The organism is Gardnerella sp. KA00390, from assembly GCF_049244075.1.
Classification (GTDB): domain Bacteria; phylum Actinomycetota; class Actinomycetes; order Actinomycetales; family Bifidobacteriaceae; genus Bifidobacterium; species Bifidobacterium vaginale.
This window is the reverse complement of the sequence record NZ_CP058372.1, coordinates 1177947-1196042: the sequence shown is the minus strand read 5'-3', so window position 1 is coordinate 1196042 and position 18096 is coordinate 1177947. Positions and strand designations below refer to the sequence as shown.

The following is an 18096-nucleotide window of genomic DNA, read 5'->3' as shown; positions in this document are numbered from 1 at the left end:
TCAACAATAAGCGCCTGCAAAAACAATGTATCGCGTAATGTCTGCAAGTTAATTAACAAAGGCAAAAGGATAATAAATAAAGTAAGATTTAGTATGCGGATTTGATAGCATGATGTGCACATAGATCATTTCATACTTGGAATCTTGATTGTTAAAACATTTGCAATAAAGATAATCTGTTCTTAATTGTTGGTGGAAACTATGGTGAGTAAGATAACAAAATAATAGAGGAATTAGACGCAGGTGATAAGCATGATTCTGGAAAAGTTATGGGAGAAATATAGATCAGACGGAGATTTTAATTTGCATGCATTGCCAGAGTCTCTAATAAAAAAAGGCGTTTTAGTAGAGTATGAAAAGAACAGTATTCTTGTATCTAGGGGCGAGAGACCATATTACATATATTTCATACAAGATGGCATAGTTGCTGGAATACGTGAGTATATGAATGGAAGTACATACAGTTATTTTCAGTTAAACAGTACTAACGGTAGTATTGGTCTATTGGAGATTCTTGCGGGGAGAGATAGTTATATTGCAACGCTTAGTACAGTAACTAAAGTGAAGGCGTTACGGATAGATGCAGCGTTGGTGTATAAGACAATCATGGAAGACAAAGAATTACTTAAGAAATGCATTAATCTTCTGTCAGACGATTTATATAAACGTTCGGGAAATGATGGGATTATGTACTACATGTCTGGATTGGATCGAGTGAGATTCTTTTTGATTACATATTACGAAAGTCATCAGAATATGAAGAATGCAAGTGGTGAGTTACTGATAGAAGCGGAATATAAGGACATTGCAAATGGAATCGGAATGAGTATCAGGACAGTTGGGCGCAATTTACAGAAATTGAAAGAGACTGGTGAACTAAAAAATGTACAGAAAAAAATCATTATTAGCAAACATCAATATAAAGAACTACAAACAAATATTTATTCGTAATCACTAAAACAATTTATTCATAATTGGTATGACAGCAGGGATTTTGTAATGCAATTCCTGCTGTTTTTGTATAAGTTGTTGTTAATTTTATGAAAGGACATATGACCTTTAGAAGGAAATAGAAAGTATATACAATAAATGAAAAATAAGCGACATGAACAAGGAGGTTAAAATGTGAGCAATGCAAGATAAAAGGACTTGTTTTTGGTTCTATAAATATTGATTATGTGTATCAGATGGATCATTATGTAAGACCTGTAGATATATTCACTGTGATTCTTGTTGTATCATTGCGATAGCGAAGGTGCGAATCTTGCAATTGTGCTGGGTTTTAGTGTAGTTGCATCAATGTGTGTAAAAGCTGTAAAGAAGCACTGACAATGTAGTTTTATGTGCTAAGCATTTTCACCACATCAGTGGGATGTAGGCTTACAGGATATTTTTCTCGGAAATCATGAAGAATGAAGAATAGATTGTGTAAGCGTTGAAAATTTGAATCATGGGAATTTTCCATAAATGTATTCAGGCGGGAAACATAAGAGTCCATTTAGGAATATAACGAACTATATAAACGGGCAGAAAGGAAAAGAAGTGAAAAGAGGATTAAAATATGATTTTTCATTGATAGCACTTGTATTGATACCAGTGGGTGTATCAATTAACGTAGTAGGCTATCAGATGTCTCAAATATTGAAACTTCCGATTTTTATTGACCAAATTGGAACAATTCTGGTATCCATGCTCATGGGTCCATGGGTTGGAATGGTAACAGGATTACTTGGAAATGCAGTAAACGGAATGATCTATCCTACAGCTTTTGGCTATGCAATAGTATCAATGCTGATCGGACTTGTATCTGGATTCCTTTCCAGATGGAAATTATACAGTAACATTCTTGGGATTGTATTCGGTTGTGTTCTTCTAAATGTAGTGTCATCTGTATCTGCTGCTGTAGTCACGGTGTTCATGTTTGGTGGAGTTACTGGAGCTGGAACAGATCTTCTTACAGCTGCATTCGTTGCATCAGGACAGGCTCTTTGGAATTCTGTATTAACAACAAATGTAATCTCAGGAACAATTAATACAATTGTAAACTTTGCGGTTGCATGGATTGTTGTGCGAAGAATTCCAGACCGCTTTTTAGTCAAATTAAACTATGGACTTCAATATATTAAAAAGAAAGGGGCAAAAATCAATGGATAGCAGAATTGGTAAATTATACCCAACCACAAAATTTATGATTACACTTTTGGTCGTGATTATTAGTATTTTTACACCAGGATATGCATTACAGTACGCATTGCTCCCTGTATTTTTGATTATTAGTCTTATGGCGGGAACAACGAAACAGTTCTTAAGTGCATTTTTTAAATCTATTTTTATTATTATTTTGTTCATATTTGTTATGCAAGTATTTATTGTTGCTAATGATGATCAGATACCAATCTGGGGATTTATTCACTTTTCTCAGATAGGACTTGCAACAAGTTTGTCTATGACATCGAAAATTGCAGCAATAGCTTCTGCGATAATGATATTTTTTGAAACAACGAAAGTAAAAGATATCACTTATTCTCTGGAACATGCAGGTACTCCAAGAAAAGTAACATTTCTTATCTCTTCAACAATCCAATTGATTCCGCAGATGTCAATTATTTCAAAAACAATCACAGATGCGCAGAAATCAAGAGGAATTGAAACAGAAGGTGGATTGATAACAAGGATGAAAGCATTTATCCCAATGCTTGGTCCTCTGGTACTTTCGTCAATTCAGCAGACAGAAGAACGTGTACTTGCTCTAGAATCGCGAGCATTTTCAGCAAAAGGCAAGAAAACTTCCGTTTACGTTCTTAATAAAACAGCATTAGACATTGTGCTGGAAGTATTAAGCGTGATTTTGTTTATCGGATATGTCGTATGGAGGTTGATGTAATGGCAGAGATTGTTTTAAAAAATGTAAGTTACCGATATCCTTTGGAAGAAAAGCAAGTGGTTCGTAATTTTACGTACTGTTTCGAGCAGGGTAAAGTGTACGGGCTTATAGGGGAAAATGAATCCGGAAAAACAACGTTATGTAACATTATCCGCGGTTTTATTCCTGAATTATATAGAGGAAAATTAGAAGGAGAAATTTTAATCAATGGTCGTAAAATTGATACTTATGGTTCGGGTGAACTCGCTTCTATCGTAGGTTATTCTTTTCAGAATCCATTTGTGCAGATTTCAGGTGTAAAAGACAACGTATATGAAGAAATTGCATATGGTATGGAAAATATCGGAATCCCAAGGGAGCGGATGATAGAGAGAGTAGATGAACTGGTAAAAATTTTCCATCTGGAAGAATTGGTGGATAAAAATCCATATGAATTATCAGGTGGACAGAAGCAAAGAGTTGCTCTGGCGTCCATGATTGCATTAGATCCAGAAGTTGTTATCATGGATGAACCAACTTCACAGCTCGATCCGAAGAGTACGGAAGATATATTTGAAATCGTAAATATTTTAAAGAAACAGGGCAAAACTATCATTTTGATCGAGCATAAGATTGATCTTATAGCAGAGTACTGTGATTCTATCCTTTTGATGCATAACGGAGAGCTTGTGATGCATGGAGAGTCGAAAGATGTTTTGACAGATCCAAAAGTATTAGAGTATGGCGGTCAGCTCCCTCAGATTGTGCTTTATTTTCTGAAAAAGGGAAGTGTAAAAGGGAATGAAATTCCACTTACGGTCAAAAAAGCAGTTGAAAAGATTATGAAGGAGGTACAGTGACAATGGCATATTTAGAACTTAAAAATGTATCATTCCAATATTCAAATGGGTATACTGCAGTTGAAAACGTCAGTATGAAGTTTGAAAAGGGAGAAAAAGTAGCAATTATTGGACAGAATGGCGCTGGCAAGACAACAACAGTAAAATTAATGAATGGATTATTGCGCCCAACAAAAGGCGAAGTTCTGGTAAATGGTACAAGCACAGCGAATCGTACAGCAGCGCAAATTGCTAAAAATGTGGGTTATGTATTTCAAAATCCAGATGATCAGATTTTCCAGGATAGTATCTACAAAGAAATTGCTTTTGGATTATCAAAAAGAGGAATAGCAAAGGAAGATGTTAATAAAAGAGTAGAAGAGGCTGCAAAGCTTTGTGGAGTAGAGAATGTATTGGAAGAACATCCGTACAATCTATCGTATTCAAAGCGAAAATTTATTACGATTGCTGCAATTGTAGCCATGGATACTGATGTTGTGATTTTGGATGAGCCAACAGCGGGGCAGGACAGGGGTTCTACAGAAAGACTTGGCGAAATCATAAATTGGCTTATCTCAAAGAATAAAATTGTTATAACCATCACGCATGATATGGAATTCGTAGTGAAAGAATTCAATAGAGTTATTGTAATGGCAAACAAACAGAAAAGAAGGGATGTAAGTCCAAAAGAGATTTTCTGGGATGAGGAATTGTTAAAATCTAGTAATCTAAAACAGCCATATATCTGCCAGTTCGCTAATCTTCTTGGATACAAGGGTGTATTAACAATAGACGATATGATTGGGGTGGCAAAATAATGAGACAAATATGGATTGATTGTGATCCTGGGCACGATGATGCCATGGCAATTCTTACAGCTATCGCGAATCCTGAAAAATTAAAGATTTTGGGAATTTCTACAGTTGGAGGAAATCAGACAATAGAAAAAGTTACAACAAATGCAAAAAATATTTTGGAATTTGTGCATTCGGATATTCCTCTCGCGAAAGGACAGGATAAGCCCCTGGTGAAGCCATTAAATACAGCGCCAGAGGCACATGGTGACAGTGGGATGGATGGATCGTATTTTAATGGAACTGATTATCCTGTTGTATCAGAAAATGCAGTAGAATATATGTACCATAAAATTATGGAGTCCAAAGAGAAAACCACGCTAGTTGCGCTTGCGCCGTTGACAAATCTTGCGCTTCTTTTAAAAGTACATCCTGAAGTGAAAGAAAAAATAGAGTGCATCAGCATGATGGGCGGTGGCATTAGCCATGGAAACTGCACGGAGTTGGCAGAATTTAATATATACGTGGATCCAGAAGCTGCTCATATAGTATTTCATTCAGGAATATCGGTTATCATGGCGGGTCTTGACGTCACAGAGAATGCTGCGATTACTCTGAATGAGATTAAAACGTTAAAAGATAAAGGGAAAGTCAGTCATCTAGCTTATGAACTTTTGAGTTTTTATAACGAAAGTGGTAAGCAGTTTGGATTTGTAGACAGTCCTATTCATGATCTTTGTGCTGTGGAATATCTAATTAAACCAGATATTTTTTCAGGGAAAAATTATTATGTAGATATTGTTACTGATAATGGGATTTCAAGAGGACAGACATTGGCTGATCTGAGGAAAGTTCCGAAGCACAAAGATAATGTGTTTGTGCTCAAACAAGTAGACAGGAAAAAATTTGTAGAGACTCTAGTTGAAGGATTGGAAAAGTTAGATAAAGAAGTGTAAAGATGATGTAATTCATATTGCTGAAATATAGAAGTTATATAGCAATGGACCAAATAAAGATATAGACTTAGCGTTTCCTATCGGCTTTACCTTTGCATTCTGCTTCATAACTACTTGAATTGGATGTTGCGTTGCGCTCGCAAACTAATTGTGATGTATTTGATAAGGTGATTGATTTTGATGAATATTAAAAATTGCAAAGTAAGATGCTTCAATAGAGTATAAATGTTATTTTCTATGTGTTAATGTGATAATTGTTACTCAGCAATAGCTCTTTTAGAGTTTTAAGCGTGCTTATATTTGAGTTTTTGACGTAATGCTCGTATAATTTTCCACGTAAAGCACATTTAAGTTTATGAGGTGTTGCGCTATGACTGCCCAAATGATCGCTAATCTTAAGAACGGTTTGAAAGGCATATAAAAGCACATAAAACAGCTTAAGATACATATTCTTTAGCAGTATTAAACACGCATTGCATATGATGTTTGTCATTATGTTTGCACATGCGCGTTGGTTTTTTGCATGTTTTTTGCATGTTGGTGCGTGTTCTTATCGTTCTTGTAAGCAAGCGTTATCTTTTTTATCTAATTAATTTCCATTGTTGAAATTTATTCAATAATAGTAAGAATTAAGCTTTAATAACGAGTAAGAACGAAGCAATAATAATGAATAATAATATAGAAAACGCAACTAATAGTCGCGATAACAATAATAAGCAGTCAACTAGCAACTTAATATTGCGTATTGATAATATAACAAGATCTTATTCTCGTGGATTCGGTCGTAAGAAAACAACTCGCCAAGTTTTACATAACGTATCTTTTGATATTCATTCTGGTGAAATATTTTGCTTGCTTGGCCCTAATGGTGCAGGTAAAACAACTACCGTAAAAATTGTTGGTACGTTGTTAGCTCCTGATAGTGGTAGTGTTCGTATTGCCAATATTGATGCTGTGAGTAATCCTCGAGAAGCGCGTAAGCACGTGTCGTTACTTCTTGGAGGTGAGCGAGGATTTTATCAAAGGTTAAGTGCATTAGATAATCTTCGTTATTTTGCTGATCTTTCCGCTGTTCCATATAGGGAGCAAGGAAAGCGTATTCACGATGCTCTTGAGCAAGTCGATTTACTTGATAAAGCTCATGATGCTGTTCAAACTTTTTCAAGGGGAATGTGGCAGCGGTTACATATTGCTCGATCGCTGGTCGCTAGAACGGATCTTATGCTTTTAGATGAGCCTACCACTGGTTTGGATCCTGAAAATGCTAGGAAAGTACGTGAAATTATTCATGCTTTACGAGATCAAGGAATAGCGATTTTGCTAACTACGCATGAGATGAGTGAGGCTGAAAAATTAGCTGATACTGTTGCTGTAATAAATCACGGTAATATTATCGCTCAGGGAAGTGTTCAGCAGTTGGCTTCTTTGCAGCATATTGATCATGTAACAATGTACGCGTATGACGGTGAAGCATCAAGTGGGACTCCTAGTATTAAGGAAGAATTGCAAAAACTTGATGGAGTGTTGTGGTGTGATGTTTTTGAATCACACGGAGTATTAAATATTACTATCGCGTGGAGTAAAACATTATCTCAAGAACGAAATATTAAAATTCCTGTTGATGGGATTACGCGTTTAGGTGATCGCGCTGCAAGTTTGGAAGAAACGTATCTTGCTATTGTGCAAAATGATAATATTTCTGCGTCAAATACTTCTGCTTCTTCTGCTGCTACGCCGTCTTCTTCGTCTTCTTCACTTTCATTGAGTAAGTAGGAGGCTTAATATGAATACTTCTACTCATTCATACGCTTCTGTGATTCGTGGCATGTGGTTTCAGCTTAAAAGTTTAGCGAAAACAACGTTTTTCTTGCAAAATGCGATACTTGCTCCAGTATGTTTTGCGTTGATGAAAATTGTTGCATACTATGGTTTTTCTCATGATTGCGCTAATTGTCTTAATAATATTTGGGTTGATTCTTCTATCGCTGGATTATGGTCTGCTACAACTACTGCTGTTGGAATTATTGGATACCAGCGTTATTTAGGAACATTACAATATTTAACTTTAAGTGTTATATCACCTTCTGCAGTGTTTCTTCCTATTGTAGGATCCGCAGCTTTACTTGGGTGCATTGGTATGCCGCTTGCGATTATTACCGTTGCTGTTTTATGCCATGGGTTCTTTATGATAACATTCACGCAGCTAGTTGGATACTTACTTTCTATGCTCGCTTGCGTAGCTTCTGCTGCATTATTATCTGGAATTTTTGTATTATGCCGTAAAGCTACAGTTTATGAAGGTTTGATTTTAATTCCTGTATGGATGCTTTGTGGAATAGTAATCCCTGTAGAATCAATGCCATTGCCTGCTCGCATTATTGCATTTATTCATCCGCTTACGTCGGCAGTGTGGGTGGCTCATGCGCAATCGTTTAATGCTACTACTGTGTTAGCAATTGTGTTATGTGTTGTATTATCCAGCGTTTTGCTTGTTATTGCAGGTTTTATGTTACGTCATGCTATTCGACTTGCAACGCTTAATGGGAGTTTAAACATAATATGATACGAAATAATAATCAGGTTGAAACTATGCGAAATAAAATTATTCAAAATAGTAAGTGCGCTAGATTGCATCAATATAATCAATATTCTCAGTATGGTCACGTGAGCGTGTTATCTAGTATACGAACTGGTGCAAGAGTGAGTATACAGAGTATACCTAGCTTAAATAGTTGGAATACTGCTGTTATTCGTATGATTATTGAGCCTCTTTTATCCACGTTCTTATACGTTTTTCTAGCTGGAGCTGTAAGTGGAGGATTCAATGGAACAGCTAGTGCTGCAATTAGCGCGGGTTTTAATCATAGTTTGATTGCTTCAACTCTTGCTGCTGTGATGGGAGCGTGTTCTATTTCCACAAGTATGACTGTGTCAGAAGCACTAGCATGGGATCGTTTTGAAGGCACAACACCATTCGTGCTTACAAGCGCAAAAGTTGCATTACCATTATGGTTAGGTCGTATTATTGCGCTCTTGACTATTTCTTTAGTGAGTGATGCTGTGACTTTGTTTATAACAATGCTTGTAGTAAGCCCAAGTGCTTTCTTGATGATTAATATGAGTGCGTTGATGCTGTTGTTCCTTATTGTTCCTGTTGCTTCTACGGGATTTGGTATTGCTATAGCTGCTATAAGCATGATGATGAATGATGTTTATACTATTTCTAACGCGCTTAGTGCAATACTTCCTATTGTTTGTGGTGTGATTGCTCCGATTAGCGTATTTCCTAAGATGATGCAATACGTGTTATATGTGATTCCAGTAACTCATGTTACTCAAGTATCGCGTAGTATAGTTGATGGTTCTGTAAATGTTGGCGTATCGCTACTTGTGATTCTTGTTGTTGGCATGTTATGGGCAATTGTTGGTGTGATCATATGGAATGTTGGTGTGGCGGTTCAACAGCGTAAAGGTACTTTAACCAATATAGGGTTTTAGCTGATAAATATGGGATTTAGTTAATTATATAAGGATTAGATTCGCTGGTGTGGAGTGGGTGTAATGCTAGTGGCATGTTGATTATTGCGTAAGATTGTTCAGCAAGCTACCAAGCTAATCTTAAACTTTTTAACGATTACCTTTTTCTATCGTTAAAAAGTGCACCCACTATCCATAGTGTGCACTCAAAAAAAGTGTAGAAATACTCATGTGCGATAATAACGCAATTTTTGCTTTTTTTAAACAAGAGTATAGTGATATCAAATTTACTAAATAAGCTATTGGATTTGTGTAATTTGTAGTGAATTATTTAAGTTTGATAGCGATTTGTGAGTAGTTGTGTAAGTTTGCCTGTAAGTTTGCGTAAACTTGCATTATGATTTGCGATTTTGAAAGAGTTTTAGAGGAGAGTTGGTTGCTGTGAAGTCAATATTTAGCAAGAATAATATTTTTATTCGTATGAGATCTATTAGCCCAGCATTGCGATGGGCGCTGGTTGGCTTCTGTTTTTCTATGCTCGGTAACCAAGCGTATGAAGGCTCGGTTTTGCCTTCTATTATTATTGTGGGCTTGCCGGCTTGGGTGATTGGTTTTCGTAAGACTTTTATGACGGTTGCCGATTTTCTTTCGCCATGCTCTGGTTGGATAGTTGATAAGCTTGGCGGTTTTCGCGCTCTTGCTATGACTGAAGGCGTAGAAGGCGTGCTCAGTTTACTACCGCTTCTTATGCTTGGATCTCCTGCGTGGAAGTGGTCGCTTGTAGCTCTTTCTTGCGCATTGTTGATTACAGGTCAAGTGATTGACATTGCTAGCGAAGTTTTCGAGGTTGATGCTGCAGGTGGCGATGACGGTATGATTGTCAACTACAGCGGCATTGTTAGTATTTTGGCAAGTATTACAGGAACCTTGCTCGGCTCTCCGCTTGGATCTTGGATTGCAAGCTGGTCGATTCCTGCGGTTTTGATTTTCTCGTCCGTCACTTCTTTTGCGGCTTGTGCTACGCGATTTATTATGAAACAAGACATTGCGCAAGCGTCTTGCGAAATAGAGGAAAAAGCGCAAGCGTCTAATGAAGTAGAAGAAACACCGCAAGATGTAGAGGAAGCGTCGAAAGAATCGAAAGAAAATCAAGAAAATGACGTTGATTCCAAATCTGCATCTAATAAATCTGCGAATCCATTACTAAAGAGTAAAATCATGCTTCTTGCTGGATCTCTTTTGGTTGCTTTTATTCCTGCATGCTCTGTTTCCTATATTCTTCTTGGTCTAGGTAAGCAATATGGCTCTAAATCTTTAACAATACTGTATATTTTCACTGGTGTAGGAAGCGTGCTCGCATCCGTTTTGTATGCGCATTCGTCTCAAAAGCTCGGTTTAAGAAAAGTGGCGATTTTAGGTATTGCTGTGAGCTTGCTTGCTTATTGTCTTATGTTTATTAATCTTTTGCCAATGATGTGCTTTGCATTCTTACTTGAAGCGATTGGCGGAATGCTACTAGTAGAGCCGATTATTGTTGCGCGTCAGATTCTGTTTAAGGGGAGTGCTCTCGCTAAGTTTTCTGGTTGGGCGCGCCTCGCGTTTGCGATTGGTGCTACTACTGGTTCTTGGATTGGATTTGCATTCTCATCGGCGTTCCAATGGCAGCTTTTGCCTATACTCGCGCTGATTTTCACAGCAGGATTGCTTGTTGTTTTGCCTCAATTACCCAATACGAGTTATGCAGATTAGATGATTTGCGCTGCAGAATATATGAAGTTTATATGTGATTAATAAGTGTTATCTTCTAAGCAAAAGGCATTGTTAAATTGCTAGAACTTAACGATTTGCATATATATGCATGCGTGTGTATAATATGTAAAAATAGAAGATCTTGCGAGTATGAATACAAATAAAAGAGTATAAAATATTCTGCACAAACTAAATTACAGGAGACTCTCATGCACAAGATTATTCAAAAGTGGAATAACATTGACCTTATTCTGCGTATTGTCATTGGTCTTTTTCTTGGCGCTGCACTTGGTCTTTTTGTGCCAGCTCACGTTTACGTGTTAGATCTTATTGGAAAGCTGTTTGTGAGCGCACTTAAATCCGTTGCGCCTATCTTGGTATTTTGCCTTGTGATTGGAGCGCTTGCAAAAGCAAAAAGTGTTGGAAACATGAAGCTTGTAATCGTGTTGTATGCGATTTCTACTTTCACTGCAAGCCTTATAGCTGTATGTGCAGCTATGATTTTCCCTGTTGACTTCACTTTTGCGCATGTTGAAGCAGCATCTTCACCATCTCCTCAAGGAATCGGTGAAGTTCTTAATTCTCTTGTGTTAAATATTGTGGTAAACCCTGTAGACGCTCTTGCTAAGGGAAACTTTATTGGTATTTTATTCTGGGCAATTGCCTTCGGTGTAGCGCTTCGTTTGGCTGAGCCTTCCACTAAAGCATTCTTTGACAACGTTTCGTCTGCTATTGGAAAAATTGTTCACTGGATTATTAACGCAGCGCCTTTTGGCATTATGGGTCTTGTTTATACAACAGTGGCAAGCAATGGTCTTCGTATTTTTAGTGAATACGGTTCCGTTATTGCTTTATTAGTATGCACTATGGCTGTTGTTGCTTTGATTGTTAATCCAATTTTGGTTTTTGCTCTCACTGGCAAGAATCCGTATCCTCTTGTATTGCGAACGTTGCGCGATTCGGGAGTTACAGCGTTCTTTATGCGTTCTTCTGCTGCAAATATCCCTGTAAACATGAATTTGTGCGAAAAACTCGGTTTTAACAAAGACAATTACTCAGTTTCTATATCGCTTGGATCAACCATTAATATGAGTGGTGCTGCTATAACGATTTCGATTATGGCTTTGTGTGCTGCTCACACTCTTGGGATTTACGTTGATATTCCAACAGCTGTGATTTTGTCTGTGCTTTCTGCAGTTAGCGCTGCAGGCGCGTCTGGTGTTGCTGGTGGTTCGCTTTTGCTTATACCTCTTGCGTGCTCATCGTTTGGTATTTCAAACGATATTGCTATGCAAGTAGTTGCTATTGGTCTTATTATTGGCGTGATTCAAGATTCGTGCGAAACTGCGCTTAACTCTTCCACAGATGTTCTCTTTACGGCAGTTGGTGAATATCGCATGTGGCAGCGTGCAGGTCTTAAGTTTAAGATGGGCAAGGATCACGAGCCAGTACAACTTAAAAAGTAGCTGTTTTAGCTGTTGTAGCTTTTGTTAAGTATTATTATTAGTGCGCGTTCTTCCGTTTTTACGTTTTAGAATCGCGTACTTTTGCTATATTTTGCGAGGTGTTATTGTAAATGAATTTAACAGACGTGCAAATAAAAGAGTATAAAAAATATAATAGCAAAGATATTTTAAGACTATATGATTCCGTTGGTTGGTCTTCGTATACAAATGATTTAGTTGCTTTAGAAAATGGCTTTAACAATTCGCTCAAGGTTTTAGCTGCGTATAAAAATGATGAGCTAGTTGGAATTGCTAGAGCTGTTGGTGACGGATACACGGTTGTTCTTATTCAAGATATTCTCGTTTTGCCAGAGTATCAACGTCAGGGGATAGGTTCTGCTTTGTTAAAGACGATTGTGGATTGTTACCCTAATGTTCGTCAAATTCAATTAACCACGGATTGTACTGAAAAAACTATTGCTTTTTATAAATCTGCTGGTTTTATTGAGTTATCAGAAATCGAGTGCTGCGGTTTTATAAAAGACAGAGCATGATTGCGTATTAGGCTTTAGGAAAGTGGTAGGTTGTGTTTGCAGGAATACTGCGGTTAATCCACGCGTTTGCTGCGATTATACTTCCGCTTCCTATTGTGGTTTCTCCGCCTAAGATTGTTGCGTTTGCGTAGATTACTACGTTATCGCCAATATTTGGATGCCGCTTTCCGCCTTTTATAGGATTTCCATCCTCGTCTAGCGCAAAACTTTGTGCACCCAGCGTTACGCCTTGGTAAAGCTTAACATGCTCGCCGATTACAGTTGTTTCGCCAATTACAATGCCAGTTCCGTGATCAATGCAAAAATATGCGCCAATTTTTGCTCCTGGATGAATGTCGATTCCAGTTTTTCTGTGTGCATATTCGCTCATAAGTCTAGGAATTAGCGGTACGTTAAGTTCGTATAGTGCGTGAGCTGTGCGGTGAATAAGCATCGCATAAAAACCAGGGTATGCGAGTGTGACTTCTACTTTGCTTGTGCAAGCAGGATCGCCTTCATACATGGCTTGAATATCTGTTAAAAGTAACTTTTTAATTGTAGGAAGAGTATTTATAAATTGATTGCAAGTTTCTCGAATTTTAATTGTGTTGCTTGTGTAGCATTGAAGTTCGTGGAATATAATGCGTTCTATAGTGTCTAATGCGTTTGAAGTAACGGTATTTAAACTAGCGTTAGTATTCAAACTAGCGTTGAGTTGTGTAGCCTCGTTGCTTTCATTGCGCACATGCAACTCAGGCAAAAGTAGAGCCTGAGTCGCATGTATGAGCGCAATAATATTTCGGTAATTAGGTATGAATGTAGCTTGTCTTATGTCTGAATCGTAAATTGAGTTTAGTTGATTTATAAGATCAAGGCGATCATTCATACATTTCTCCCGTTATTTTTGATATTTTCTTTATTTTATAGTTTTGATCATTATCTAATAATGTTATTTATTATCCATTTATTATCCATATATTATTTAATCAAAACTTGCGTATTTACAGTAGTGCTCCTAAATGTAGTTAGTCTTCAAATAATGCTGTAGACAAGTATCGATCTCCTGAATCGGGAAGTATTGCAACAATGGTTTTACCGCTGTTTTCTTCTCTTTTTGCTTCTTGGATTGCTGCCCAGATTGCAGCTCCAGAAGAAATACCCACGAGAACGCCTTCTTTTTTGCTTATAAGCTTGCCGCTTTCGATTGCGTCTTCATTTGTTACGTGAATAATGCGATTGTAAATGTTTTGGTTGAGCACATCTGGCACGAATCCTGCGCCGATTCCTTGAATCTTGTGCGCTCCTGGCTTGCCGCCGGCGAGCACAGGGGAGTCGGCTGGTTCTACTGCGATTACTTCCAGATGTGGATTTTGCTCTTTTAAGTATGTGCCAGTACCAGTGATTGTGCCGCCTGTTCCAACGCCAGCAATGAGCATATCCACGTTTCCGTCAGTGTCTTGCCAAATTTCTGGACCTGTTGTGTTGTAGTGCGCGTGTACATTTGCTTGATTGGTAAACTGTCCTGGAGTCCACGCGTTTGGCGTGTTTTCAACGATTTCCTTCGCTTTGGCAATTGCGCCTTTCATTCCTTCTGCAGCTGGGGTGAGCACGAGTTCGGCGCCGTATGCTTTCATAAGTTTTCTGCGTTCAATAGACATGCTTTCTGGCATAACAATAATGCTTTTGTATCCTTTTGTTTGAGCAATCATTGAAAGACCAATGCCAGTATTTCCAGAGGTTGGCTCAACAATTACTGAGCCTGGTTTAAGCGTGCCTTCGGCTTCTGCTTCTTCAATCATCTGCTTTGCAATTCGGTCTTTTACAGAGCCTGCTGGGTTGAAGTATTCGAGTTTTACAAGGATTTTTGCTGCTAGATTATACTCTTTTTCAATGTGCGTAAGCTCCATAAGTGGAGTGTGGCCTACGAGTTCTTGCACGGACTTGTAAATATTAGACATAATATTTCCCCTTACTTGTTTGTTGTTTTACTTGTTTGTTTTTGTTTTGTTTGATTTGTTTTTAATTTTTAAAAAATGATTTTATTAATAAAGCGACTATTGCTTTATTAGTTGTTTCTAAAGATGCCATTTATCTGTTTAATATCTAATCCGTATTAAATTGTTATCTTTTCAACGTCTTATATTCGATTTTTGGCATAAAAAAAGAAACAGCGCGCTGTTTCTTGAATCGTAATTTGCTGTGTTTTAACGTAAATGCTTTTTAACACAGGCTAGATGATGCATACTTAGTGCTTGCAAACATCATTTCGATTAAGAAATGCGCAACAGCATACGTTACAACAACAATTTGTCATCATATTTGTATGATACATGCGCACTCCTTTACTAGTAGAAATGGTGATAAGTGAAGACTATAGCGAATGGATCTGTGTTTGTCAAACTTTGATATGTACTCCTTCTCATGCGTGAGTGTCTCTGTTTGGCGATAGTAGCCAATCGCCCGAGAATTTGTTGTGTTTGGCTGATTTGTGATTTTCGTGCGATAATGTGCGTGCTGGTATATAGGATTGAATGGCTTGTAGAATTAGTCGATTGTATGAAAGAGTTGATTATATGACAGAATATGATTTGCCGATTTTAGAGTATGATTACGATAAAAGTGCAGTTTTAATGCCAAAACACGATAATATTTCTGTTCAGCTTCCATCTAAAGCGGTTTTTGCTTTCTTAGGCGATGAAATTGATCAGTATGCTTTAAGTAGGAAAGCTACGATTGTAGCAAATTTTGAATCTGCAACTAAAGTATATCCAATATATGTTTTGGAAGAAAAAGTAGAGAAAAAAGTAAGAGAAAATACAGGCAGCGAAGTAGAAGAAGAAACGCAAAAAATCTGCTTAGTGCAGGCTCCAGTTGGTGCTCCTGCCGCTGTTCAGATCTTAGACTGGCTGATTTCTTACGGTGTTAGCGAAGTTGTTAGTGCTGGTTCTTGCGGATCGCTAGTTGATTATGCGGAAAATGTTTTCCTGGTTCCGTATAAAGCTTTAAGGGATGAGGGGACTTCTTATCATTATTTGCCTCCAAGTCGTTATGTTGACGTTTCAGAGCGCTCGAGACGTGCTATTTTACAAACTTTACAGGCGCACAATTTGCCTTATCATGAAGTTAAAACGTGGACTACGGATGGGTTTTTCCGTGAAACTAAGACGAAAGTTGCTAATCGTAAGCAGGAGGGATGCGCGGTTGTTGAGATGGAGTGTTCTGCTTTAGCGGCTTGTGCGCAAATGCGTGGGATTGTTTGGGGTGAGATTCTTTACACTGCAGATACTTTGCACGATGTTGAAAATTACGATGAGCGCAATTGGGGTGGAGACTCTAAAGCGTATGCGCTTGAGCTTTGTATTGAAGCAGTGTTGCGCATTTGACACGTTTACACTGATATTACATATGGAATCAGTGTTTTAATTTGATTTTTTTTTTAACTCTATGCTTATTATTTCTGTCAAGAATTACGTATAAATGCGTTTAAGTATTACGTTAAGGGTTAATAATCATGATAAGTATGATAGTGTAGCTTTCAATGCTTTGTAGCGAGTGAATAAGCAAATAGCTTATGAAGATGCTAGCTGCGAAAATGCTATTAGAGAAGAGATAATAGAAATAGTATAGATATAAAGGAAGTGAGAGGTAGCGAGAATGAGTAAAACTGACAACGCGGCGAATCAGCAATCGTCCGCGAATCAAAATACTGTGGCGAATCAGCAATCGTCCAAACTGCATCCCGACGTGAAAAATTACGTAAAACTATTTTTCAAGGAAAACAAACTTGTAGCTTTTCTTTCGATGATAGTTTTTATTGCCTTGTCTATGATTTTCACTGCTATTTCTTGGATTTTGCAAATTATTTTCGACTATATGTCTGGAAAAGGAGCCTTCTCTTTAACTACTATTTTTCTGCTTGTCGCTTCCTTTATGCTGGTAATCTCCCTGATTTTTGCGTTGAAGCGCAGCGCGTATCCTCGCTTTCTTGAAAAAGCAATGAATCAGTATAAAGAGTCTGTTATTAAGAAGCTTTTAAAAAAGAGTTATAGTGATTTTTCGCTTGCGAATTCTGGCACGTATCTTTCTGTACTTACTAATGATTGCGAGCGTATTCAAGAAAAGTATTTGAAGAAGATTTTTGACTTTGTTCAAGATGTTCTTATGCTTGTAAGCTCGCTAGCTCTTATGATTTACTATAGTCCATTGCTCACTGTTATTGCTCTTATTGTTTCTGTGCTTCCAATGGCGTGCTCGATTCTTACAGCTAATGGAATTGCCACTCGAGAGGAGCAGGTTTCTAAGTCGAATGAGTCTTATACGGCACTGACGAAGGATGTTTTGAACGGAGTTTCGGTTATTAAGAGTTTTAAGGCGGAGCAGGAGGTTATTAACCGTTATCAGAATCAGTCGATGGAGCTTGAGCATACTAAGAATCTTCGCGAAAAAACGATGACTACTGTTTCTGCTCTTGGAACGATTTCAAGCCTTGCAACTCAGCTTGGCGTGATGCTTGTTGGCGCTTGGATGGTTAACGCTCATGTTGGTGTTATTACTGCCGGAATGGTGTTAGCTTTCACTAATTTGATGAATGGAGTGCTTCAGCCTATTGCAAGTCTTCCGCAAATGCTTGGCGAGATGAAGGGTGCTAAGAAGCTTATTAGTAAGATGGCTGATTATATGAGTAACGTTAAGGAAGATTCTGGCGATATTATTGACGATTCTATTAAAAGCATTGTTTTGCGAGATGTTTCGTATTCTTACGATGCTGATCGTAAAGTCTTGAAAAACGTAAATCTAACTTTGCAAGCTGGAAAATCTTACGCGATAGTAGGGCCTTCTGGTGCTGGTAAGAGTAGCTTGATTAATTTGCTTATGGGATATTACAAGGATTATGAAGGTAGCGTGCAGCTGAATAATCACGAACTTAGCAATGTGAGCAAGAGTTCGCTTTATGATAAGACGACTCTTATGCAGCAGTCTGTGTTTATGTTTGATGCTTCGATTTTAGATAATATTACGCTGTTTAAGCCATTCCAGGACGCGGAGGTGGATCGCGTGATTCACTTGGCTGGTTTGGATGATTTGATTGCTGCTAAAGGTAAGGATTATCAGTGCGGCGAGAATGGTAGTCATCTTTCTGGTGGCGAAAAGCAGCGTATTGCTATTGCGCGAAGCTTGCTTAAAAAGTCCGAGATTTTGCTGGTTGATGAGGCAACGAGTGCGTTAGATAATGAGACGAGTGCGAACGTAACGCAGTCTATTTTGGATTTGCAAGGAATTCTTCGACTTGTTGTAACTCACCGCTTGGATGCTAATTCGCTTAAGCAATATGATGAGATCCTTGTGATGAAAAGCGGCGAGCTTATTGAGCGCGGAAGCTTTGAGGAGCTTATGAATCAGAAGGCTTACTTCTACTCGCTTTATACTGTGTCTATGTGAG

At 37.9% G+C, this 18096-nt stretch carries 16 protein-coding genes; 14 read left to right on the top strand and 2 right to left on the bottom strand.

The features are described 5' to 3' along the window. Positions 1–252 precede the first annotated feature (252 nt). From HXT53_RS04765 to HXT53_RS04710, 12 genes are all read left to right on the top strand, one after another. On the top strand, positions 253–951 hold the full coding sequence (locus tag HXT53_RS04765; protein ID WP_020761119.1) for a Crp/Fnr family transcriptional regulator: 699 nt from the start codon (positions 253–255) through the stop codon (positions 949–951). 591 nt (positions 952–1542) lie between these two features. Further along, entirely contained in the window at positions 1543–2154 is a 612-nt protein-coding gene (locus HXT53_RS04760; RefSeq protein ID WP_032842046.1) for an ECF transporter S component, read from the top strand. Then, complete coding sequence (locus HXT53_RS04755) at positions 2147–2884, top strand: energy-coupling factor transporter transmembrane component T (RefSeq protein WP_014554492.1); 738 nt, start codon at positions 2147–2149, stop codon at positions 2882–2884. The genes HXT53_RS04760 and HXT53_RS04755 overlap by 8 nt, the downstream gene beginning before the upstream one ends. Continuing rightward, the gene (locus tag HXT53_RS04750; RefSeq protein ID WP_004117513.1) at positions 2884–3723 is read left to right on the top strand and encodes an energy-coupling factor ABC transporter ATP-binding protein; all 840 of its coding nucleotides are present in this window, start codon (positions 2884–2886) and stop codon (positions 3721–3723) included. The genes HXT53_RS04755 and HXT53_RS04750 overlap by 1 nt, the downstream gene beginning before the upstream one ends. Positions 3724–3725: 2 nt before the next feature. After that, positions 3726–4520, top strand: coding sequence for an energy-coupling factor ABC transporter ATP-binding protein (locus HXT53_RS04745; protein WP_415698037.1), 795 nt, complete (start codon positions 3726–3728; stop codon positions 4518–4520). Between the two features lie 44 nt (positions 4521–4564). Then, complete coding sequence (locus tag HXT53_RS04740) at positions 4565–5452, top strand: nucleoside hydrolase (RefSeq protein ID WP_233486067.1); 888 nt, start codon at positions 4565–4567, stop codon at positions 5450–5452. A gap of 666 nt (positions 5453–6118) precedes the next feature. Further along, complete coding sequence (locus HXT53_RS04735; protein ID WP_116437090.1) at positions 6119–7225, top strand: ABC transporter ATP-binding protein; 1107 nt, start codon at positions 6119–6121, stop codon at positions 7223–7225. Between the two features lie 10 nt (positions 7226–7235). Beyond that, the gene (locus HXT53_RS04730) at positions 7236–8015 is read left to right on the top strand and encodes a hypothetical protein (protein WP_004114776.1); all 780 of its coding nucleotides are present in this window, start codon (positions 7236–7238) and stop codon (positions 8013–8015) included. Beyond that, on the top strand, positions 8012–8950 hold the full coding sequence (locus HXT53_RS04725) for an ABC transporter permease (RefSeq protein WP_004114777.1): 939 nt from the start codon (positions 8012–8014) through the stop codon (positions 8948–8950). Before HXT53_RS04730 ends, HXT53_RS04725 begins: the two co-directional genes overlap by 4 nt. A 420-nt stretch (positions 8951–9370) precedes the next feature. Continuing rightward, positions 9371–10678 (top strand): MFS transporter, encoded by a 1308-nt coding sequence (locus HXT53_RS04720; RefSeq protein WP_004113248.1) that lies wholly within the window; start codon positions 9371–9373, stop codon positions 10676–10678. 209 nt (positions 10679–10887) lie between these two features. Continuing rightward, positions 10888–12144, top strand: a complete 1257-nt coding sequence (gene sstT, locus HXT53_RS04715) for a serine/threonine transporter SstT (RefSeq protein WP_004117528.1) — start codon at positions 10888–10890, stop codon at positions 12142–12144. A gap of 110 nt (positions 12145–12254) precedes the next feature. Continuing rightward, entirely contained in the window at positions 12255–12677 is a 423-nt protein-coding gene (locus HXT53_RS04710) for a GNAT family N-acetyltransferase (protein ID WP_004114788.1), read from the top strand. Between the two features lie 7 nt (positions 12678–12684). Here HXT53_RS04710 and epsC read toward each other — a convergent pair whose 3' ends face one another. Together epsC and cysK are read right to left on the bottom strand one after the other, a co-directional pair. Further along, complete coding sequence (epsC, locus tag HXT53_RS04705) at positions 12685–13542, bottom strand: serine O-acetyltransferase EpsC (protein ID WP_410314094.1); 858 nt, start codon at positions 13540–13542, stop codon at positions 12685–12687. 139 nt (positions 13543–13681) lie between these two features. Continuing rightward, entirely contained in the window at positions 13682–14614 is a 933-nt protein-coding gene (gene cysK / locus HXT53_RS04700; RefSeq protein WP_004117534.1) for a cysteine synthase A, read from the bottom strand. Between the two features lie 615 nt (positions 14615–15229). On the opposite strand from cysK, the gene HXT53_RS04695 reads away from it, so the two are divergent. Continuing rightward, on the top strand, positions 15230–16039 hold the full coding sequence (locus tag HXT53_RS04695; protein ID WP_162861954.1) for a nucleoside phosphorylase: 810 nt from the start codon (positions 15230–15232) through the stop codon (positions 16037–16039). Positions 16040–16310: 271 nt separating this feature from the next. Beyond that, on the top strand, positions 16311–18095 hold the full coding sequence (locus HXT53_RS04690; protein ID WP_116437725.1) for an ABC transporter ATP-binding protein: 1785 nt from the start codon (positions 16311–16313) through the stop codon (positions 18093–18095). Position 18096 lies beyond the last annotated feature (1 nt).